We start from the raw sequence: 20,216 nt of genomic DNA on the forward strand, positions 1-20,216 counted from the left end.
GGGGATCGGCCATGCGCCGCAGTCTCTCGATGAAAGCGGTCCGGTTAGCCCATGAGCGTCGGCACCAGGCGCAAAATGGCCTCGCCCAGAATGCCCTGCAGGGCTGCGGCCTGCCAGAGCAGGCCCACGTTGTCCAGCGTGGCGCGCGCCCGGGGCTGCAGATGGCCGGACCATGATCGGGCCAGCAAAAAGCCGCCCAGCACCATCATCAGCACGCAGTGAAAGCCCTGGTAGGCCACGATGACGCCCACGGCCGCGCTCCAGCCGTCCGCACGCGGTGAAAGCCCCGCGTCCAGATGGCCTGCCAGCGACAGGCCAAAGGCTCCCACCGCGCACACCAGGGCCCCCAAGGCGCAGGCACGCAGCAGGCGCTGCCTGTGCGGTCCCTCTCCCAAAGGTGAGCGCGTGCAGTGCCGCAGCAGCAGGGCACTGGCGGCCAGCAGCACCACGTTGGCCATGGCCCGGGAGGGCGCGGGCAGGGCCGCGCCCGGCGGAGGGCAGACCTCCAGCGCCATCGACAGGTGGATGTAGGCATAGGCGAAGGAGGCGAAGACCGTGAAGTCCACCGTGCACAGGATGAGCACGGCCCACCAGGAATGCGATCGCCTGCCGGCCGGCTGCACGGGCAGGAAGATGCCCGTGGCCACCTCGGCCCGGGGGGCCGGCGCAGTGCGGTCCAGCTGCCAGATCCAGGCCAGCATGGCGGCGATGGCGCCCAGGCCGCAGGCAAAGGCCAGCGCCACCCATTCCACGGTCAGCAGCAAAAAGAAGGCGGCCGTGCCCGCTGCGGCCAGCAGCGGCGGCCAGCCATCGGTGGGCAGGCGCAGCAGTTGCACGGGCCGCGCGCTGCGCGCATCGGTGAGCAGGGTTTCCCGGCCGCCGAAGACGGTGCCGGGCAGCCAGTGGCGCCCTTCCTCCACTTCCTGCGCCAGCGATGGCCGGTCCCACAACGGCTCGGTGCCGCGCACTTCGGGAATGCTGCGCACGCCGTACTCGCGCGGCGGCAGCCATTCCAGCGTGCCTGCGCGCCAGGGATTGCGATGGTCGCGGTCCGGCCGGCGCACGGCCCGGGCCACGTCGATGAACAGCAGCAGCACGCCCAGCGCAAAGATGAAGGCGCCCACGGTGGACAGCAGGTTCAGCCCGTTCCAGCCCAGCGCGTCCGCGTAGGTGTAGACACGGCGCGGCATGCCCAGCAGGCCTGTCAGGTGCATGGGGAAAAAGGCGATGTTGAAGCCGCCGAACAGCAGGGCGAATATCCAGCGTCCCAGCCGCTCGGACAGCGCCGCGCCGTTGAACACGGGCAGCCAGTAGTACAGGGCCGCGAACACGGGGAACACCATGCCGCCGATCAGCACGTAGTGCAGGTGGGCGACGATGAAGTAGCTGTCATGCGCCTGCCAGTCGAACGGAATCACGGCCACCATCACGCCCGTCAGCCCGCCCAGAACGAAGATGAAGTGAAAGCCCAGCAGGAACAGCGTGGGCGTGTCCATGCGCACGCGGCCCTGCCAGAAGGTGGCAATCCAGGCGAAGACCTGAAGCCCGCTCGGAATGGCCACCACGAAGCTGGCGATGGAAGTCAGCAGCAGCGCCGTCAGCCCCAGGCCGGCCGCGAACATGTGGTGTATCCACAGCAGCAGGCTGACCACGCCCACGCCGGCCAGCGCCCAGACCACGGCGCGCTGGCCCACCAGGGGCGTGCCTGCCATGGCGGGCACCATCATGGACACCATGCCGGCCGCAGGCAGGAAGATGATGTAGACCTCCGGGTGGCCGAAGAACCAGAAGAGATGCTGCCAGAGCACCGGGTCGCCGCCGGACTGCGGATTGAAGAAGGGCCAGTCGAAGGCGCGCTCCAGCTCCAGCAGCGTGGTGGCCGCGATCACGGCCGGGAAGGCGAACACGATCATCAGCGCGCTGACCAGGGTGGCCCAGGCGAACACCGGCATCCGGCTCAGCGTCATGCCCGGTGCGCGCGTGAAGAGAATGCCGACGATCAGCTCGATGGCGCCCGCAATCGCCGAGATCTCGATGAAGCCGATGCCCAGCAGCCAGAAGTCCGCGCCGATGCCGGGCGAGTACTGCTTGTTCGTGAGCGGCGGGTACATGAACCAGCCGCCATCGGGCGACACACCCCAGAAGATGGTGCAGAAGAACGCCAGGCCGCCGATCGCATAGGCCCAGAAGGCATAGGCGGACAGCCGGGGAAAGGGCAGGTCCCGGGCGCCCAGCATGCCCGGCAGCAGAAAGACTGCAATCGCCTCCACCACGGGCACGGCGAACAGGAACATCATCACCGTGCCGTGCATGGTGAACATCTGGTTGTAGGTGGCGGCGTCCAGCAGGTCGTTGTCGGGCACGGCCAGCTGCACGCGCATCACCAGCGCCAGGATGCCGCCCAGCACGAAGAACAGCAGTGCCGTCACGATGTAGAAGGCGCCGATCTGCGTGTTGTTCACGGCGCTGAAAATGCGCCAGCCGCGCGGGCGTGCCCAGGCACGCTCCAGTGCTTCGCGCTCCCCGGCGGGGCGGGGCAGGGCGCTGGGAAAGCCGTGCGGCGGGGCAGCATCTATTTCAGGGTGCTCAGCCATGCGGCGATGTCTTCCAGTTCGTGGTCGGGCACACGTCCGGCGCCCGAGGGCATGCGCGCCCCGGCCTTGAGCTGCTGCGTATGGGTGATCCAGGAGCGAAGGTTCTGCGGCGTGTTGGGCAGGCTGGCGGCGGCCAGCGACAGGCGGCCGCCCACATGGGTCAGGTCCGGCCCCAGGCCGCGCGAGGCCTCGTCGGCCACGCCGCGCACGCGGTGGCAGAAGCTGCAGCGGTGCTTCTCGAAAGCCTGCAGCCCCGGATGGTTCTCGGCAACGGAGGCGGGCCGCGCCTGCGCGGCGGACCAGCGCTCGAACGCCTGCGGCGCCACCACCAGTACGTCGAGCGCCATGCGCGCATGCTGCTCGCCGCAATACTCGGCGCATTGCCCGCGCCAGCGGCCCTCGGCTGTGGGATGTACCAGCAGGTGCTGCAGACGGCCCGGCACCATGTCCATTTTTCCGCCCAGTGCCGGCACCCAGAAGCTGTGGATCACATCGCCGCTGGCCAGCGCGAAGTACACGGGCCGGCCCACGGGCAGCCGGACCTCGTTGGCCGTCACGAACTCGGCGCCCGTGCGCGGATCGCTGTAGCGTATGTCCCACCACCACAGGTGTGCCGTCACGGTCACCACCAATGCGTCGGCCGGGGGCATGGGGCGCCAGTCGGGGCGGCGGCTTTCTCCGTAGAAGAACAGGGCTGTCAGCACGGCAACGGGCAGGGCGATGCCGCCACCCACCAGCCACAGGCGCACGCGCACCGGACGCGCGCGGCCCAGCGACAGGGCCAGCAGCAGCATCACGCCCAGCAGCAGCGCCGCCGCGCCCACGGACAGCACGGCACTGAGTTCTCCGAACGAGGCCGCCTGCACGCTGCCCGCATGCAGCGATGACTGGGGGGTGGCGGCTGCCGCGCCGCTCATTGGAGGCTGCCCAGGTAGGCTGCCATGTCGCGCGCCTGCACTGCCGATACGCCCAGCGACGGCATGGTGGTGGAGGGCACCAGTGCCTGCGGGTGCACGATCCAGGCGCTCAGGATGTCCGGAAGGTTGGGCAGCCGCCCGGCGATATAGCTGCGCCGCCCGAAGCCGTCCAGCGGCGTGGCGTCCCGTCCCCGGGCATCGGCCACCCCCGGAATGCTGTGGCAGCTGCCGCAGCGGTACTGGGCCAGCAGGAGCCTGCCGCGCTCGACCGACGCGCTTTCCTCTCCAGCTGCCGCACCGCCGCTCGCAAGCCAGAAAGCGGCGCACAGGCTTGCGGCGACTCGCTGGCGCCGGTGCAGGAAGGAAGGGAGCGCCTCGGGCATGGGGAAATTATTCCGCGTCCCCAATCAGGATCTGCTGACATTCGCGCAGCAGGGCGGGTAGGACAATTTCTCATGGCCTCCACCAAGCTGCGCACCGTGGCACTCACGCTTTTGGCCGTTGCCTGCGCGGCAGCGGGGCTGGCTGCCGCCCTGGTGTCCAGCGGCGTCTACAACGTGGCCGCCAATCGCCAGCACCTGAAGCCGGTCTACCAGTTGCTGGACATTGCCATGCGCCAGTCCGTGCGCTACCACGCGCGGGGCCTGGAGCCGCCGCGCGCGGCGGACGAAGCCATGCTGGCGCGCGGTGCGCAGTGCTATCGCCAGCACTGCGTGCAGTGCCACGGCGGCCCCGGCGTGGCCCAGGGGGCGGCGGGCCAGGGCATGCAGCCGCTGCCCGGGCCCCTGATCGACGCCACGCAGCGATGGAACGCCGGCCAGCTGTACTGGCTCACGCGCAACGGGCTGAAGATGACGGGCATGCCTTCCTGGGAATTTCGCCTGTCGGAGGACGATCTCTGGGCGGTGGTCGCCTTCGTGCAGAAGATGCCGCAGCTGTCGCCGCCGCAGTTCGCCGCGATGGCGGGGCAGGACTGGGTGGTGGGCTCCGCAGGACACGCGGGCCGGGACGATGTCTTCCAGCCGTGCAGGCCGCCCGTGCAGGCGCTGCGGCCCGGTGATGCCGTGCGCGGGCAGCGGGCCCTGTACCAGTACGCCTGTGTGGGCTGCCACACGGTGGCGGGCCAGGCCCAGGCCAGCCCGCAGGTGGGGCCGCCGCTGGACGGCATGGCGCGCCGCACCCGCATTGCCGGCGTGCTGGACAACACGCCCGACAACATGGTGCGCTGGCTGGTGCAGACCGACGCCGTCAAGCCGGGAACCGCCATGCCCGCCATGGGGGTCGCCGAGCAGGATGCACGGGACATTGCTGCCTACCTGGCCAGCTTGCGCTAGCGCTGGCTCAACGCTCGGCCTTGATGGAGCCGCGGATGTTGGTGATGGCCAGGCAGGCCTGCAGCGTCACCAGTGCCCAGGCACCCGTGGACCATCCCCACAGCGCCCACAGCACATTGCTGAGCATCAGGATCCAGAAGCCCACATTGCGCCGCCCGGCGGAACGCGAGCCCACCCACCATGCGCCGATGAGGGAGGCCGCAAAGGCAGGCCACTGGAGCCAATCGGGAATGTCTGGCATGGGTTCTACCTGGATGGAGTGCAGTCAGGCCGCCTCAGTTGCCGGGCCGTGCCGGGTCGTCCTCGTCGATGGAGTGGCATTCCTTGCAGGCTCCGCTTTCGCGCGCGCGGGCGGCCAGGTTGACGTAGAAGGCCGCCACTTGCTGCAGCTGCTCCTCGTCCAGCCCCTCGATGCCGATCATGCGGTTGCTGGCAATCTTGTTGGCTGCCAGCAGCTCGTTGAGCTTCAGGTGCAGGGCCACGCTGTCCTTGTTCTGGCTTTGCTGGATGAGGAACACCATCAGAAAGGTCACGATGGTCGTGCCCGTGTTGATGACCAGCTGCCAGTTCTCCGAGAAGTGGAACATCGGCCCCGCCACGGCCCATACGGCCACACAGATCAGGGCCACGCAAAAGGCCATGGGCGTGCCGGCCCAGCGCGTCACTCTGCTGGCGAAATGATCGAAGGCCGACAGCAGGCGCGAGTGGTCGGCATACGAGGCACTGCTTGTCTCGGGCATGGAGCCCAGGGCGTCTCCCGGTGTGCGGCGGCTTGGTGTGGAACTTGTGCTTTGCATGGGGGAAAACCGTCCGGAAAAAATCGATCAAGGCTGCTTGCGCACCATCTTCTTGCGCTGCTCGGCATCCAGTCCCGGCGTCTGCCGCATGTCGGTATCCACCTGGCCGGAAACAATGTCGTCATGGGCCTGGCGCATCACCGGATCGGGCGCATCGCTGGTGGCGTCCAGGCTCTGGTCGCGCTCGTGCGGAAGGCGCAGGCCTTGCTCGGATGCGTCGGCTGCATCGGATTCACCGGGCGCATGGGGCGCCTTGCCGACCTGTCCGGGCAGCTTGGTCTGGCCATCGCCCGACGGCTTCGCCTGTGTGGGTGCAGAGGACTTGGATGCGGATGGGGTCTTGTCTTTCATGGCGTCTTCCTTTCGTTCGCGGGCCTGCGCAGGCGGCGCTTGGGCCATGGTCTCTTCGCCCGTGCGCAGCCGCCGTGGGACCACGCCGAAAGCGCAGGAACGAAAAGATGCCTCGCGCATGAACGCCGTTCTCAGGCACGTCGTTTGCTCTGTGGGAGACGCCCCACGCCGGCGGGCGCCCATGGCCCGCTGCCTGGGCCTTGCGCGCTGCCTAGACTGGAAGTCCGGCCCTGCAGCGATGGGGCCCGGCACCATAGACAAGGAGCGCGATATGAGCAGCGACAGACAGGAGCCCGGCAAGGGCAAGGTGGAGAACGATCACAACCGCCAGGGCGCGAAGCCGCCCACGCAAAGGAACGAAGGCCAGCGAACGCCCGAAAGCCGCCATGACCGTGAGGCCCATGTCGGCAGCGGCAACCAGGCCCAGACGCGCCAGAACAAGGGCGGCGGCCCAGGCGGTGACCGCGGCGCTGGATGAATTGCCGTTTCCTCGCGACAAGGGCACCCTCGGGTGCCCTTTTTTCATGGCGTGCGAGGGTGCATCAACGCCCGTTCTTGCGGTCGCTGGGGCCATTGCGGTCGGACAGGATTTCGGCGGGCGGCCTGAGGCTGCCGCTGTCCGCGCCCTCGGCCTGCCAGGTGCCGCCTTCGCGCTGCGTGTTGCCGCGCGGGTGGCCCATGTCGGTTCCATCGTCGAAGTTCAGCGGGCCGTCCTGCGGCATGTCGTCGAAACGGTGCGCCGAGGCCTCGGCGATGGAATCGGCCACATCCTTTTCCGCGCTCAGGTGCTCGTTGATGTCCTTGCCTTCGGGCAGGTCGGCGCTGGCGTCCTCGCTGCGGTCGATCTGGGGAGTGTCGCTGCCGGTGGCAGCCGTGTTGTTCGGGGTGCGCATGGTGATCTCCAAGGGGGTCCGGCCACCGTGGCCGGGTCATGGATCAAGCCTGCCTGCGCGGGCTTGCAGCGGGGGTGGGCACAGCACTTTCCTGGAGGTAGGAGCGTGCCGATGCGCTCGGATGCAGTCCGATGCGGGAGGGCCGGCAGGCACGCCGATTGCCCTGTATTTGCCCCGTGCGGCAGTGCGAAAAATGGCCACAGGGGACTGGCGCGATGTCCGCAAGGGCAGGGCGCTGCGTTCCTACGGCACATGGCCGCAAGCGCGCACGCCGGACGGCCGCCGCGGCCATCAGCATAGAAATCACTTTCAACTGCCAAGGAGCACATTCCATGACGCAATCGAACCCCGCAAACCGTGACCCGCTGTCCGACGCACCCGGCGCGCACCCGGTGGGCACCGGCATAGGCGCAGCAGGCGGCGCCGTCACCGGCGCTGCATTCGGCGCAATGGGTGGCCCCATCGGCGCTGCCGTGGGCGGCGTGGCCGGTGCCGTGGTCGGCGGGCTGGCCGGCAAGGGTGCAGCCGAGGCCGTGAACCCCACGGTTGAAGATGCCTACTGGCGCGATGCCTACCAGAGCGAGCCCTATTACGTGGCTGGCCGCAGCTACGAGGAATACCGCCCCGCCTACGAGCTGGGCTGGAACGCGGCCGCCGCACGCCGCGATGCCGACTTCGATGCCTTCGACGCCGAGTGGGAGCGCGAATGGACCACGCGCCGTGGCGCCAGCCATCTGGACTGGGACCAGGCCCGGCCCGCAGCCCGCGCCGCCTGGGCGCGCGCAGGCAGCCGTGATGTCCGTGACGAGACGGGCACCATCGTCGCCCCCGCCTATACGGGCGATATCGACAACGACGATGTGGTGGACGTGCTCAACGACCTGCTTGAATCCTGCCGCGATGGCGAGTACGGCTTCCGCACCTCCTCCGAGAACGCCGACTCGCCCGACCTCAAGGCCCTGTTCATGCGCCATTCCACCGAGTGCGGTGTTGCCGCGCGGGAGCTGGAAGCGGAAATCCGCAGGCTCGGCGGAGAGCCGGCATCGGGCGGCACGGTGGCTGGCGCGCTGCACCGGGGCTGGGTGTCCGTGAAGACGGCCCTGACCTCGCAGGACGACAAGGCGGTGCTGGAGGAATGCGAGCGCGGCGAGGACTCCGCCGTCGCCCAGTACCGCAAGGCGCTCAAGCAACCGCTGCCACCGGCCGTGCGCGTGGTGGTGGAACGCCAGGCCCAGGGTGCCCAGCGCAACCACGATGAAGTGCGCGACCTGCGCGACCGTTACCGCAGCGCAGCCTGACCGCGCATCCCGCGCACCGCGCGGGCCACGGAATCGTCAGCCGCCCACGCCATAGGGCGCAAAGCGGCTGGCGTTCTCATCCACATGCAGCGCCTTTCCCACATAGGGAAAGGCGCGCTGCGTGCACTGGTCGCGTTCGCAGACCTTGCAGCCCATGCCGATGGGCGTGGCCGATTCCGGATCGCCCAGATCCAGCCCCTTGGCATAGACCAGGCGCGCGGCATGGCGTATGTCGCAGCCCAGACCGATGGAGAAGGTCTTGCGCGGCGAACCATAGCCGCGCTGGCCATGCGAGACCGAGCGTGCAATCCACAGGTAGCGCCGCCCGTCGGGCATGCTGGCCAGCTGGCGCAGGACCTGGTCGGGCTGGCCGAAGGCCTCGTACACCGTCCACAGCGGGCAGGTGCCGCCCGTGCGGCTGAAGTGGAAATGCGTGGCCGACTGGCGCTTGGAGATATTGCCCGCGCGGTCCACGCGCACGAAGAAGAACGGCACGCCCGGTGCGCCCGGCCGCTGCAGCGTGCTCAGCCGGTGGCAGACGGTTTCAAAGCCCACGCCAAAGCGCTGGCCCAGCAGGTCGATGTCGTATCGCAGTTGCTCGGCCTCCTCCAGGAACAGGTCGTAGGGCAGCAGCAGCGCGCCCGCAAAGTAGTTGGCCAGGCCCACGCGGGCCAGCTTGCATGACGCCGGATCGCCCTGGAAGGCGGCGGTGGCGATCAGCCGGTCCAGCGTCTCGCCCATCTCCAGCAAGGCCAGCTGCGTGCCCAGCTGGAAGGCCTGTTGCGCAGGCTCCAGCGCCGAGGACAGCCACAGCGAGCGCGTGGCCGGGTCGAAGCGGCGCTGGCTTTGCCGGGAGTCTTCCGAGCGATGCACCTGCACGCCGTGGCGCTGCTGCAGCCGCCGGACCAGCCAGTCCGCCAGATGGCCCGGGTCCGCGCGCGCCTCGCCGGCCAGGGCCTGGGCCGCGCGGTCCACCTCATCGAAATAGTTCTGGTGCGCAAAGAAGAAATCGCGCACGGCCTCGAACGGCATGGTGCGCGCCACCGGCATGTCCGAGCGGTCATCGCCCAGCCTGAGCGACATGCTCTCGATGCGCTCCAGGGCTTCCAGATGGCGGCGGTGCAGCGCCATCACCGCACGCCCCAGGGCGGGCATCTGCGCGGCGACTTCCTGCAGCTCGGGCAGGGCAATGGATTCGGGCGCCTCGGCAAGGGCCTCGCGCAGGCCGGCGACCAGGCGCGCTTCCTCGTCCTCCGAGAACTGCTGGATATCGACGCCCAGCGCACGGTTGAGCTTGAGCAGCACCGACACCGTCAGCGGCCGCTGGTTCTGCTCCAGCTGGTTCAGATAGCTGGGCGACAGGCCTAGCGCGTGGGCCAGGGCGATCTGGGACAGGCCGTGCTCCGCGCGCAGTTTGCGCAGCTTGACGCCCATGAATGTCTTCTTCATGCCTGTTTCCTCGGGTGGCTGTTATTCGCAGAATTCGCAATATCGTGGGTTTCGTTTCGCAAGAATTTGCCTTTTCAGCCCTATGGCTGAGCCGCTATTTTGCGTAGATTGCGAAGCATGACAACACCTGCTGGAACCGCCGAGTTGCGCGAACTGGTATTGCCCGCGCTGGCCAACCACCACGGCACGCTGTTCGCGGGCCAGGGCCTGCAGCTCATGGCCAAGGCCGCCTTTCTCGCAGCGCGCAGCCTGGCGCAGCGCGAGGTGGTGATGGCCGCCGTCACCGGCATCGACTTCCTGGCGCCCGTGCCCGTGGGCCACGAGATCGTCCTGCGCGGCTGGGTCAGCCGGGTAGGGCGCAGCTCCATGACGGTCTGCGTCACCGCGTCGGCCCAGGCGCCGGGCATTGCCTGCGAGGACGTGCTCAAGGGCCTGTTCGAGATGGTGGCTGTCGACCACAACGGCCTTCCCGCCGCCATTGCCCATTCCTATCTGAACCAGGAGACCCTTCCATGAGTACCACGATCATCGACGCGCCATCTGCGCCATCTGCGCCAACTGCACAATCTGCGTCCGCATTCAAGCCCAAGAAATCCGTCGCGCTGTCGGGTGTGACCGCCGGCAACACGGCGCTGTGCACTGTGGGCCGCTCGGGCAACGACCTGCACTATCGCGGCTACGACATCCTGGACATTGCCGAGGTCTGCGAGTTCGAGGAAATCGCCCATCTGCTGGTGCACGGCAAGCTGCCCACGCGCCCCGAATTGCAGGCCTACAAGACCAAATTGCAGGCGCTGCGCGGCCTGCCGGCCAGTGTCAGGCAGGCGCTGGAGCAGCTGCCTGCCGGCGCCCACCCGATGGACGTGATGCGCACCGGCGTCTCGGCCCTGGGCTGCGTGCTGCCCGAAAAGGACGACCACAACCTGGCGGGTGCCCGCGACATTGCCGACCGGCTCATGGCCAGCCTGGGCTCCATGCTGCTGTACTGGTACCACTGGAGCAATTCGGGCCGGCGCATCGAGGTGGAGACCGATGACGACTCCATCGGCGGCCACTTCCTGCACCTGCTGCACGGCCACCGGCCGTCGGAAGGCTGGGTGCGCGCCATGCACACCTCGCTCAACCTCTATGCAGAGCATGAGTTCAACGCCTCCACCTTCACGGCGCGCGTGATCGCGGGCACGGGCAGCGATATGTATTCGTCCATCGCAGGAGCCATCGGTGCGCTGCGCGGCCCCAAGCATGGCGGCGCCAACGAGGTGGCCTTCGAGATCCAGAAGCGCTACGACACGCCCGACGAGGCCGAGGCCGACATCCGCCGCCGCGTCGATGCCAAGGAAGTGGTCATCGGCTTCGGCCACCCGGTCTACACCGTCAGCGACCCGCGCAACGTGGTCATCAAGGGCGTGGCCAAGCGCCTGTCCGACGAGGCGGGAACCACCCGCATGTACGACATTGCCGACCGGCTGGAAGCGGTGATGTGGGAGGTCAAGAAGATGTTCCCCAACCTGGACTGGTTCAGCGCCGTCAGCTACCACATGATGGGCGTGCCCACGGCCATGTTCACGCCGCTGTTCGTGATCGCGCGCACCAGCGGCTGGGCAGCGCACGTTATCGAGCAGCGCCAGGACAACAAGATCATCCGCCCCAGCGCCAACTACACGGGGCCGGAGGACCAGAAGTTCGTGCCCCTCGATGCGCGCGCCTGAGCCGCAGCTGTCCTGAACCTGGCGGGCGGGCTGCAGGCCCGCCCGCATTGCATCCGCCCCATGAACCATACCCACAAGAAACCCCTGCCCGGCACCACGCTGCACTACATCGACGCCCGCGCCGCCGTCGATGCCCTCTCGCCCGGTGCCTGGGCACGCCTGCCCTACACCGCCCGCGTCCACGCCGAGAACCTCGTGCGCCGCGCCGATCCCGCGCAGCTGGACAGCTACCTGCTGCAGCTCATCGAACGCCGGCGCGACATCGACTTTCCCTGGTATCCCGTGCGCGTGGTCTGCCACGACATCCTGGGCCAGACGGCCCTGGTGGACCTGGCCGGCCTGCGCGACGCCATCGCGGCCGAAGGCGGCGACCCCGCCCAGGTCAACCCCGTCGTGCCCGTGCAGCTCATCGTGGACCACTCGCTGGCCGTGGAGTGCGGCGGCTTCGATCCCGACGCCTTTGCGAAGAACCGCGCCATCGAGGACCGCCGCAACGAGGACCGCTTCCACTTCATCGAGTGGACAAAAAAAGCCTTTGCCAACGTGGATGTGATCCCTGCAGGGAACGGGATCATGCACCAGATCAATCTGGAGAAGATGTCCCCTGTGGTCACCGTGCAGGATGGCCTGGCCTTCCCAGACACCTGTGTCGGCACCGACTCGCACACGCCCCATGTGGACGCGCTGGGCGTGATCGCCGTGGGCGTGGGCGGGCTGGAGGCCGAGAACGTCATGCTGGGCCGCGCCTGCTGGATGCGCCTGCCCGAGATCGTGGGCGTGCGCCTCACGGGCCGGCGCCAGGCGGGCATCACCGCCACCGACATCGTGCTGGCCCTGACCGAATTCCTGCGCCAGCAAAAGGTGGTGGGCGCCTATGTGGAATTCTTTGGCGAGGGCGCCGACAGCCTGAGCATTGGCGACCGCGCCACCATCTCCAACATGTGCCCCGAATACGGCGCCACGGCGGCCATGTTCTCCATTGATGACCAGACCCTGGCCTACCTGCGCCTGACCGGCCGCGACGAGGCCCGGGTGCGCCTGGTCGAAGCCTATGCGCGCACCGCAGGTTTCTGGAGCGACAGCCTGGCCGATGCCCAGTACGAGCGCCTGCTGCAGTTCGACCTGTCCACCGTGGTGCGCAACATGGCCGGCCCCTCGAATCCGCACCGGCGCCTGCCCACCTCTGCCCTGGCCGAGCGCGGCATTGCCGATGCCGCAAAACTGCAGGCCGCCCGCGCCCAGCAGAGCCAGGGCCTGATGCCCGATGGGGCGGTCATCATCGCGGCCATCACCAGCTGCACCAACACCAGCAACCCGCGCAATGTCATCGCCGCCGCCTTGCTGGCGCGCAATGCCAATCGTCTTGGATTGGTGCGCAAGCCCTGGGTCAAGACCTCGCTGGCGCCGGGCTCCAAGGCCGTGGAGCTGTATCTGAAGGAGGCCGGGCTGCTCAGCGAGCTGGAGCAGCTGGGCTTTGGCATCGTCGCCTTTGCCTGCACCACCTGCAACGGCATGAGCGGCGCGCTGGACCCCAGGATCCAGCAGGAAATCGTCGAGCGCGACCTCTACGCCACGGCCGTGCTCTCGGGCAACCGCAACTTCGACGGGCGCATCCATCCCCAGGCCAAACAAGCCTTCCTGGCCTCGCCGCCGCTGGTCGTGGCCTATGCGCTGGCGGGCACGGTGCGCTTTGACATCGAGCAGGATGTGCTGGGCGTGGTGGACGGCCGCGAGATCCGCCTGAAGGACCTGTGGCCCTCCGACGAAGAGATCGACGCCATCGTCGAGCGCGCCGTGCGTCCGGAGCAATTCCGCGCCGTCTACGAACCCATGTTCGCCATCCGCAAGGACGACGGAAACAAGGCCTCGCCCCAGTACGACTGGCGCCCCCAGTCCACCTACATCCGCCGCCCGCCGTACTGGGACACCGAAGGCGTGGGCGCGCTGGCGGCCTTCCCGCGCACGCTGCGCAACATGCGGCCGCTGGCCCTGCTGCCCGACAACATCACCACCGACCACCTGTCGCCCTCCAACGCCATCCTGGCCGACAGCGCGGCGGGCGAATACCTGGCGCGCATGGGCCTGCCCGAGGAAGACTTCAACTCCTACGCTACCCACCGCGGCGACCACCTGACGGCCATGCGCGCCACCTTCGCCAACCCGCAGCTGGTCAACGAGATGGCCGTCATCGACGGCGTGCAGCACAAGGGCTCGCTGGCGCGCATCGAGCCCGAAGGCCGCGTGGTGCGCATGTGGGAGGCCATGGAAACCTACCTGAACCGCCGCCAGCCGCTGATCATCATCGCGGGCGCCGACTACGGCCAGGGCAGCTCACGCGACTGGGCGGCCAAGGGAGTGCGGCTGGCCGGAGTCGAGGTCGTGGTGGCCGAAGGCTTCGAGCGCATCCACCGCACCAACCTCATCGGCATGGGCGTGCTGCCGCTGCAGTTCCTGCCGGGCACCGACCGCAAGACCCTGGGGCTGGACGGCACGGAGATCTATGGCGTGGAAGGCGAGCGCACGCCGGGCACCCAACTCACTCTAGTGATTGAACGAAGAAGCGGCCAGACGCTGCGCGTGCCCGTGACCTGCCGGCTGGACACCGCCGAGGAGGTATCGGTCTACGAAGCGGGCGGCGTGCTGCAGCGCTTTGCGCAGGACTTCCTGGCGCAGGCTCAGGCAGCCTGAGCAGGGAGCGTGCCAGCGGCCAGCGGCTGGCGCGCCAGCTCGATGAAGGCCTGCAGATAGTCGGTCTGCAGGTCCGCCACGCGCGCGCCCAGGAAGATCTGCTTGGCAATGCCCTTGGCGCCCAGGCGCACGGGCACCACGTCCAGCTTGCCCGCGTACTCCTGCACCAGCCAGCGCGGCAGGGCCGCCACGCCCCGGCCGCTGGCCACCATCTGCATCATGATGTCCGTGGTCTCTATGGCCTTCTGGCGGCGCGGCGTGATGCCTGCCGGCATGAGGAACTGGTTGTAGATGTCCAGCCGGTCCATGGGCACGGGATAGGTGATCAGCACCTCGGGCGCGAGCTGGGCGGCTTCCACGAAATCGGCCCCTGCCAGCGCATGCGCGCTGGAGACCACCAGCACCTGCTCGTAGTCGAACACGGGCACGAACTCCAGGCCCGTCTTGAACAGAGGATCGGGCGTGACCAGCAGGTCGATCTCGTAGCCGAACAGCGCGCCGATGCCGCCGAACTGGAATTTCTGCTTCACATCCACATCCACATCGGGCCAGCTCGCCAGATAGGGCGCGACGATCTTGAGCAGCCACTGGTAGCAGGGATGGCACTCCATGCCGATGCGCAGCGCGCCGCGCTCGCCCTGGGCGAACTGGCGCAGCCGCTCCTCGGCCAGGTCCAGCTGGGGCAGCACGCGCTGGGCCACGGCCAGCAGGTACTGGCCGGCCTGCGTCAAGCGCAGGCTGCGGCCCTCGCGCAGCCAGATGTCCGTGCCCAGCTGCTGCTCCAGCTTCTTCATGCTGTGGCTCAGCGCCGACTGCGTCACGCACAGCACGCCGGCCGCCGCCGTCAGCGAGCCCTGTTTTTCGACTTCACGGACGATGGCGAGGTGGGTGCGTTCCAACATGTTGGTGAGAAAAATTCATGGATTTGTGAGCTAAAAAAATTCTAGTTCATTGATGTGAATCCATTCCATGGCTGCCTTCATCGATTGAAAGCAGTGCATGACCATCATTCATCACCTCGGTTTCCCCATCGGCGCCCGGCGTGCTACGCGGCCGGTGCGCCGGGCTGCAGGGCTCCGTGAAGGAAGGACTGCTCCATCACGGCCGCCACGCTGGCCCGCGCAACACGGCCGCGCCGCTCCGCATCCAGCAGGCCCACGGCCATGGAAAGCCACAGCTCGGTCATCGCCGCTGCCGTGATGTCGATGCGGAACACGCCGGCCTGCTGGCCGCGCAGGAAAAAGGCATCCATGGCCGCCACCCATTCGCTCTCTATCTGGCCGACCACCGAGATGTCGGAGCGCCAGAAATACATCAGGAACAGCAGCAGCGTCTGGTGGTCCTGGCAGTGGGCGGTGAGGCGGCGCAGCGCCTCCAGCGGCGCGTGGCGCTCCAGCTCGGCCGCGTGCATGGCGCGCGACAGGGTGTCGGCCGCATGCCCGATGAGCCGGTCGATGAGCTGGTCGCGCGTGGGGCAGAAGCGGTAGAGCGTGGCCTTGCTGATGCCGATGGCGCGTGCCAGCTCCTGCAGATTGGCCTTGGGATCGTCCAGCAGCGCCAGTGCCAGTGCGCCCAGCAGCTTGCCTTCGTCCTCTTGCTTGGTGCTCGTCATCGCTTGTCATGCCTCCTTGGAAAGTGCATGGATTCTATCTGTTGATGTTTTAAAGCATCAAATGAATCGATGTTGACTCATTTGATTCGGGTATGTACCATCGCGGCCTTCGTATCGAACTCAATCAGGTTGTGAACATGAGCATGCGTCTGAACAAGCGACGTGGCCTGCCGCTGGCGGCCCTGGTGCTGGCCGCCCTGGCCGCCCTGGCAGCGGGCTGCGGCCGCAACGAGGCTCCGGCCGCAGCGGGTGACGCGCTGCCGGTGGTGCAGGCCGTCACCGTGCAGCCCGCGCCGCTGGCCCTGTCCAGCGAGCTGCCGGGCCGTATCGAGCCCGTGCGCGTGGCCGAGGTGCGTGCGCGGGTGGCCGGCATCGTGCTGCGCCGCCATTTCGAGGAAGGTGCCGATGTCCGGGCCGGCCAGGTGCTGTTCCAGATCGACCCGGCGCCCCTGCGCGCCGCCCTGTCCCGCGCCCAGGGCCAGCTGGCCAGCGCCGAGGCGGCCCTGCTCGACGCGCGTGCCGTGGTCGGCCGCAACGCGCCGCTGGTGGCGCAGGAGGCGGTCAGCCGCCAGGACTTCGAGGCCATGCAGGCCCGCCTGCAGGCGGCCCAGGCCGCGCGGCAGTCCGCCCAGGCCGAGGTGCAGGCGGCCGCCCTGAACCTGGAATACGCCACGGTCAGGGCGCCGATCGCGGGCCGCATCGGCCGTGCGCTGGTCACCGAGGGCGCCCTGGTGGGCCAGGGCGAGGCCACGCCCATGGCGCTGGTCCAGCAGCTCGACCCGGTCTATGCCGACTTCCAGCAGTCCGTGGCCGAAGCCCAGCGCCTGCGCGCGGCCCTGGCCGAGGGCCGCCTGGCACAGACGGCGGGCAAGGACGGCACGCCGGTCTCCCTGAAGGTGGACGGCACGGGCCTGCAGCGCACGGGGCGGCTGCTGTTCTCGGATGTGACGGTGGACCGCGGCACCGGCCAGATGGCGCTGCGCGGGCGCTTCGACAACCGCGACGGCATGCTGCTGCCCGGCATGTATGTGCGCGTGACCGTGGGCCAGGGCGTGGACCCTGCCGCCATCCTGGTGCCGCAGCGGGCCGTGCAGCGCAGCACCGACGGGCAGGACCACGTGCTGGTGGTGGATGGCCAGGACACGCTGCAGATGCGCCCCGTGCAGACCGCGGCCATGCATGGCGCGCAGTGGCAGATCAGCGCAGGCCTCAAGGGCGGCGAGCGCGTGGTGGTGGGCCGCATGGCGGGCCTGCAGCCCGGGGCGCGGGTTCAGGTCACGGCCCTTTCCGATGCCGCGGCCTCCCCTACGGCGGGGCTGTCCGGCACCTTCAGCGCCTCCGGCAGCTCCGCCACGTCCAGCGACTGAGCCGGCGCGTGCCCAAGGAATAGACCATGTCCAAGTTCTTCATCAACCGCCCCAACTTCGCCTGGGTGGTGGCCATCTTCATCATGCTCGCCGGGCTGCTGGCCATACCGGCGCTGCCCGTCTCCCAGTTTCCCAACGTGGCGCCGCCGCAGATCTCGATCACCGCCAACTACCCGGGCGCCTCCGCCACCACGGTGATGGAGTCGGTGACCAGCGTCATCGAGGAGGAGCTCAACGGCACCAAGGGGCTGCTGTACTTCGACTCCTCCAGCGGCTCCACGGGCCTGGCCGAGATCACGGCCACCTTCGCTCCGGGCACCGAGCCGGCGCTGGCCCAGGTGGAGGTGCAAAACCGCATCAAGAAGGCCGAGGCGCGCCTGCCCGCGTCCGTGATGCAGATGGGCCTGCAGGTCGAGCAGGCCAGCGCCAACTTCCTGATGATCTACTCGCTGACCTACAAGGACGGCAGCGGCGGCGGCAGCGGCAGCGGCAGCGGCAGCGGCAGCAACAGCGAGGTGGCCCTGTCCGACTACGCCGTGCGCAACATCAACAACGAGATCCGCCGCGTGCCCGGCGTGGGCAAGGTGCAGTTCTTCGCGGCCGATGTGGCCATGCGCGTCTGGGTCGATCCGAACAAGCTGCTGGGCTACGGCCTGTCGGTGGCGGACGTGAACGCGGCCATCGCCGCCCAGAACGCGCAGGTGCCGGCCGGCAGCTTTGGCGCCTCGCCCGCAGGGCCCGGCCAGGAGCTGAGCGCCACCATTGCCGTCAAGGGCACGCTGGCCTCGCCCGAGGAGTTCGGCCAGATCGTGCTGCGTGCCAGGGCCGATGGCTCGGCCGTGCGCCTGGCCGATGTGGCGCGGCTGGAGGTCGGCCAGCTGGACTACAGCTTTTCCTCGCGCGAGGACGGCCGCCAGGGCGTGGCCGCCGCCGTGCAACTGGCGCCCGGGGCCAACGCCATGCAGACCGCCAAGGCCGTCAAGGCGCGCCTGGCCGAGCTGTCGCAGAACTTCCCTGCCGGCATCCAGTACGCCGTGCCCTATGACACCTCGCGCTTCGTGGAAGTGGCCATCGGCAAGGTCATCCAGACCCTGGTGGAGGCCGTGGCGCTGGTGTTCCTGGTGATGTGGCTGTTCCTGCAGAACCTGCGCTACACGCTGATTCCCACCATCGTCGTGCCCGTGTGCCTGGCCGGCACCCTGGGCGTGATGTATGCGCTGGGATTCTCGGTGAACATGATGACCATGTTCGGCATGGTGCTGGCCATCGGCATCCTGGTGGACGACGCCATCGTGGTGGTGGAGAACGTGGAGCGCCTCATGGCCGAGGAGGGGCTGTCGCCGCTGGCGGCCACGGTCAAGGCCATGCAGCAGGTCTCGGGCGCCATCGTCGGCATCACCCTGGTGCTGGTGGCGGTGTTCCTGCCGCTGGCCTTCATGAGCGGCTCGGTGGGCGTGATCTACCGGCAGTTCTCGCTGTCGCTGGCCGTGTCCATCCTGTTCTCGGGGCTGCTGGCTCTGACCTTCACGCCGGCGCTGTGCGCCACGCTGCTCAAGCCCATTGCCAAGGGCCACCACGCCGAGCGCAAAGGCTTCTTCGGCTGGTTCAACCGCCGCTTCGCGGCGCTGACCGAGCGCTTCGACCTGCTCAACCAGCGGCTGGTGCGCCGCGCCGGGCGCTGCATGCTGGTGTATGCCGCCATCGTGGCCGGGCTGGGCGTGGCGTACACGCGCATGCCCGAATCCTTCGTGCCCTACGAGGACATGGGCTACTACATCGTCGGCGTGCAGCTGCCGCCGGGCGCCACCACGGAGCGCACCAAGGCCATGGTCAAGGACATGGAGGACTACATCCAGGGCCGCCCCGCCACGGCCCAGGCCGAGTTCCTGATGGGCTACAGCTTCTCGGGCATGGGGCAGAACGCGGCCCTGGCCTTCGTCACGCTCAAGGACTGGTCGGTGCGCGGCGCTGGGCAGGCGTCTTGGGACGAGGTGCAGGCCTTCAACCAGCGCTTTGCCCGCCTGTCCGACGGCACCGTCATGGCCGTGGACCCGCCGCCCATCGACGGCCTGGGCAACTCCGGCGGCTTTGCGCTGCGCCTGCAGGACCGCGCCAACCTGGGCCGCGAGGCGCTGATCGCCGCGCGCGACCAGCTGCTGGCCAAGGCCAATGCCTCGCCCATCATTGCCTACGCCATGATGGAAAACCTGGAGGATGCGCCCCAGCTGCGGCTGGACATCGACCGGCGCAAGGCGCAGGCCCAGGGCGTGGATTTCAGCGCCATCAACACCGCCCTGTCCACGGCCTACGGCTCGGCCGTGATCAACGAGTTTCCCAACGCGGGCCGCCTGCAGCGCGTGGTGGTGCAGGCCGATGCGCAGGCCCGCGCGCGGCCCGAGGACATCCTGCGCCTGCACGTGCCCAACGCCAGCGGGCAGCAGGTGCCGCTGTCGGCCTTTGCCACGGTGCGCTGGGAAAGCGGGCCGGTGCAGATCTCGCGCTACAACGGCTATCCGGCCTTCCGCATCTCGGGCGACGCCAGGCCCGGCCACACCACGGGCGAGGCCATGGCCGAGCTGGAACGCATCATGGCCGAGATGCCGCGCGGCATCGGCTACGAGTGGACGGCCCTGTCATTCCAGGAGAAAGCTGCCGGTGCCCAGGCGCCCAAGCTGTTCGCGCTGGCCATCGTGGTGGTGTTCCTGCTGCTGGTGGCCCTGTACGAGAGCTGGAGCATTCCCGCCGCCGTGATGCTGATCGTGCCCATAGGCGCGCTGGGATCGGTGCTGGCCACCTCGGCCGTGGGCCTGTCCAACGACGTGTACTTCAAGGTGGGCCTGATCACCATCATCGGCCTGGCGGCCAAGAACGCCATCCTGATCGTGGAGTTCGCCAGGGACCTGCATGCGCAGGGGCACAGCCTGGCGCAGGCCGCGCTGCAGGCGGCGCGGCTGCGCTTTCGGCCCATCGTCATGACCTCGCTGGCCTTCATCCTGGGCGTGGTGCCGCTGGCGCTGGCCTCGGGCGCGGGCGCCTCCAGCCAGGCCGCCATCGGCTTCGGCGTGATCGGCGGCATGCTGTCGGCCACGCTGCTGGGGGTGGTCTTCGTTCCCGTCTTCTTCGTCTGGGTGCTGTCCCTGTTCCGGCGCAAGGCGCCGGCCGGCACCCCGCCTGCCCTGCAGGCCCCGGCAACCTTCACGGAGTAAG

General features: G+C 68.6%; 18 protein-coding genes. 8 read left to right on the plus strand and 10 right to left on the minus strand.

Annotated elements, in window-relative coordinates; all coding sequences use genetic code 11:
* Positions 1 to 44: 44 nt before the first annotated feature.
* From ctaD to ACUTR7_RS20155, 3 genes are read right to left on the minus strand one after another with little or no spacing between them, the layout of a single operon-like run.
* Positions 45 to 2,594 (minus strand): cytochrome c oxidase subunit I, encoded by a 2,550-nt coding sequence (gene ctaD / locus ACUTR7_RS20145; RefSeq protein WP_445609655.1) that lies wholly within the window; start codon positions 2,592 to 2,594, stop codon positions 45 to 47.
* A complete protein-coding gene (locus ACUTR7_RS20150) occupies positions 2,573 to 3,511 on the minus strand; it encodes a cytochrome c oxidase subunit II (protein WP_445609656.1) in 939 nt (312 codons plus the stop codon). The genes ctaD and ACUTR7_RS20150 overlap by 22 nt, the downstream gene beginning before the upstream one ends.
* Positions 3,508 to 3,894: a c-type cytochrome gene (locus ACUTR7_RS20155; RefSeq protein ID WP_445609657.1), complete on the minus strand. Its 387-nt coding sequence runs from the start codon at positions 3,892 to 3,894 to the stop codon at positions 3,508 to 3,510. The genes ACUTR7_RS20150 and ACUTR7_RS20155 overlap by 4 nt, the downstream gene beginning before the upstream one ends.
* A 72-nt stretch (positions 3,895 to 3,966) precedes the next feature.
* Here ACUTR7_RS20155 and ACUTR7_RS20160 point away from each other — a divergent pair, with 72 nt between their 5' ends.
* Positions 3,967 to 4,845, plus strand: a complete 879-nt coding sequence (locus ACUTR7_RS20160; protein ID WP_043821625.1) for a c-type cytochrome — start codon at positions 3,967 to 3,969, stop codon at positions 4,843 to 4,845.
* 7 nt (positions 4,846 to 4,852) lie between these two features.
* On the opposite strand, the gene ACUTR7_RS20165 is transcribed toward ACUTR7_RS20160, so the two are convergent.
* Genes ACUTR7_RS20165 through ACUTR7_RS20175 form a run of 3 tightly spaced genes read right to left on the minus strand, consistent with a single transcriptional unit; the run spans position 4,853 to position 5,993 of the window.
* Positions 4,853 to 5,086, minus strand: a complete 234-nt coding sequence (locus tag ACUTR7_RS20165) for a hypothetical protein (protein ID WP_096914134.1) — start codon at positions 5,084 to 5,086, stop codon at positions 4,853 to 4,855.
* Positions 5,087 to 5,120: 34 nt separating this feature from the next.
* Complete coding sequence (locus ACUTR7_RS20170) at positions 5,121 to 5,642, minus strand: low affinity iron permease family protein (protein WP_043821626.1); 522 nt, start codon at positions 5,640 to 5,642, stop codon at positions 5,121 to 5,123.
* A 27-nt stretch (positions 5,643 to 5,669) separates the two neighbouring features.
* The gene (locus ACUTR7_RS20175; RefSeq protein ID WP_043821628.1) at positions 5,670 to 5,993 is read right to left on the minus strand and encodes a hypothetical protein; all 324 of its coding nucleotides are present in this window, start codon (positions 5,991 to 5,993) and stop codon (positions 5,670 to 5,672) included.
* A gap of 271 nt (positions 5,994 to 6,264) precedes the next feature.
* Between ACUTR7_RS20175 and ACUTR7_RS20180 the strand changes: the two genes are divergently transcribed.
* Positions 6,265 to 6,471 carry a hypothetical protein gene (locus ACUTR7_RS20180; RefSeq protein WP_013800491.1) on the plus strand — a complete coding sequence of 69 codons (207 nt, stop codon included), beginning with the start codon at positions 6,265 to 6,267 and terminating at the stop codon, positions 6,469 to 6,471.
* 64 nt (positions 6,472 to 6,535) lie between these two features.
* Here the strand turns inward: ACUTR7_RS20180 and ACUTR7_RS20185 are convergent, their stop codons facing one another.
* On the minus strand, positions 6,536 to 6,886 hold the full coding sequence (locus tag ACUTR7_RS20185; protein ID WP_013800492.1) for a hypothetical protein: 351 nt from the start codon (positions 6,884 to 6,886) through the stop codon (positions 6,536 to 6,538).
* A 332-nt stretch (positions 6,887 to 7,218) separates the two neighbouring features.
* On the opposite strand from ACUTR7_RS20185, the gene ACUTR7_RS20190 reads away from it, so the two are divergent.
* Positions 7,219 to 8,184 carry a ferritin-like domain-containing protein gene (locus ACUTR7_RS20190; RefSeq protein WP_445609658.1) on the plus strand — a complete coding sequence of 322 codons (966 nt, stop codon included), beginning with the start codon at positions 7,219 to 7,221 and terminating at the stop codon, positions 8,182 to 8,184.
* Positions 8,185 to 8,220: 36 nt separating this feature from the next.
* On the opposite strand, the gene ACUTR7_RS20195 is transcribed toward ACUTR7_RS20190, so the two are convergent.
* Positions 8,221 to 9,633: a short-chain fatty acyl-CoA regulator family protein gene (locus ACUTR7_RS20195; protein ID WP_445609659.1), complete on the minus strand. Its 1,413-nt coding sequence runs from the start codon at positions 9,631 to 9,633 to the stop codon at positions 8,221 to 8,223.
* 117 nt (positions 9,634 to 9,750) lie between these two features.
* Here ACUTR7_RS20195 and ACUTR7_RS20200 point away from each other — a divergent pair, with 117 nt between their 5' ends.
* From ACUTR7_RS20200 to acnD, 3 genes are read left to right on the plus strand one after another with little or no spacing between them, the layout of a single operon-like run.
* The gene (locus ACUTR7_RS20200; protein WP_012207660.1) at positions 9,751 to 10,149 is read left to right on the plus strand and encodes an acyl-CoA thioesterase; all 399 of its coding nucleotides are present in this window, start codon (positions 9,751 to 9,753) and stop codon (positions 10,147 to 10,149) included.
* Positions 10,146 to 11,342, plus strand: coding sequence for a bifunctional 2-methylcitrate synthase/citrate synthase (prpC, locus tag ACUTR7_RS20205; protein ID WP_445609660.1), 1,197 nt, complete (start codon positions 10,146 to 10,148; stop codon positions 11,340 to 11,342). Before ACUTR7_RS20200 ends, prpC begins: the two co-directional genes overlap by 4 nt.
* A gap of 60 nt (positions 11,343 to 11,402) precedes the next feature.
* Positions 11,403 to 14,030, plus strand: coding sequence for a Fe/S-dependent 2-methylisocitrate dehydratase AcnD (acnD, locus tag ACUTR7_RS20210; RefSeq protein WP_445609661.1), 2,628 nt, complete (start codon positions 11,403 to 11,405; stop codon positions 14,028 to 14,030).
* Here the strand turns inward: acnD and ACUTR7_RS20215 are convergent.
* Entirely contained in the window at positions 14,018 to 14,932 is a 915-nt protein-coding gene (locus ACUTR7_RS20215) for a LysR family transcriptional regulator (protein ID WP_043821638.1), read from the minus strand. The two genes, acnD and ACUTR7_RS20215, sit on opposite strands and share 13 nt — an antisense overlap.
* Positions 14,933 to 15,075: 143 nt before the next feature.
* Entirely contained in the window at positions 15,076 to 15,642 is a 567-nt protein-coding gene (locus ACUTR7_RS20220) for a TetR/AcrR family transcriptional regulator (protein WP_034397250.1), read from the minus strand.
* A gap of 137 nt (positions 15,643 to 15,779) precedes the next feature.
* Here ACUTR7_RS20220 and ACUTR7_RS20225 point away from each other — a divergent pair, with 137 nt between their 5' ends.
* Complete coding sequence (locus ACUTR7_RS20225) at positions 15,780 to 17,009, plus strand: efflux RND transporter periplasmic adaptor subunit (RefSeq protein ID WP_445609662.1); 1,230 nt, start codon at positions 15,780 to 15,782, stop codon at positions 17,007 to 17,009.
* 26 nt (positions 17,010 to 17,035) lie between these two features.
* Entirely contained in the window at positions 17,036 to 20,215 is a 3,180-nt protein-coding gene (locus ACUTR7_RS20230) for a multidrug efflux RND transporter permease subunit (RefSeq protein WP_445609663.1), read from the plus strand.
* Position 20,216 lies beyond the last annotated feature (1 nt).

This window comes from Delftia sp. NA_296.1 (genome assembly GCF_052692095.1).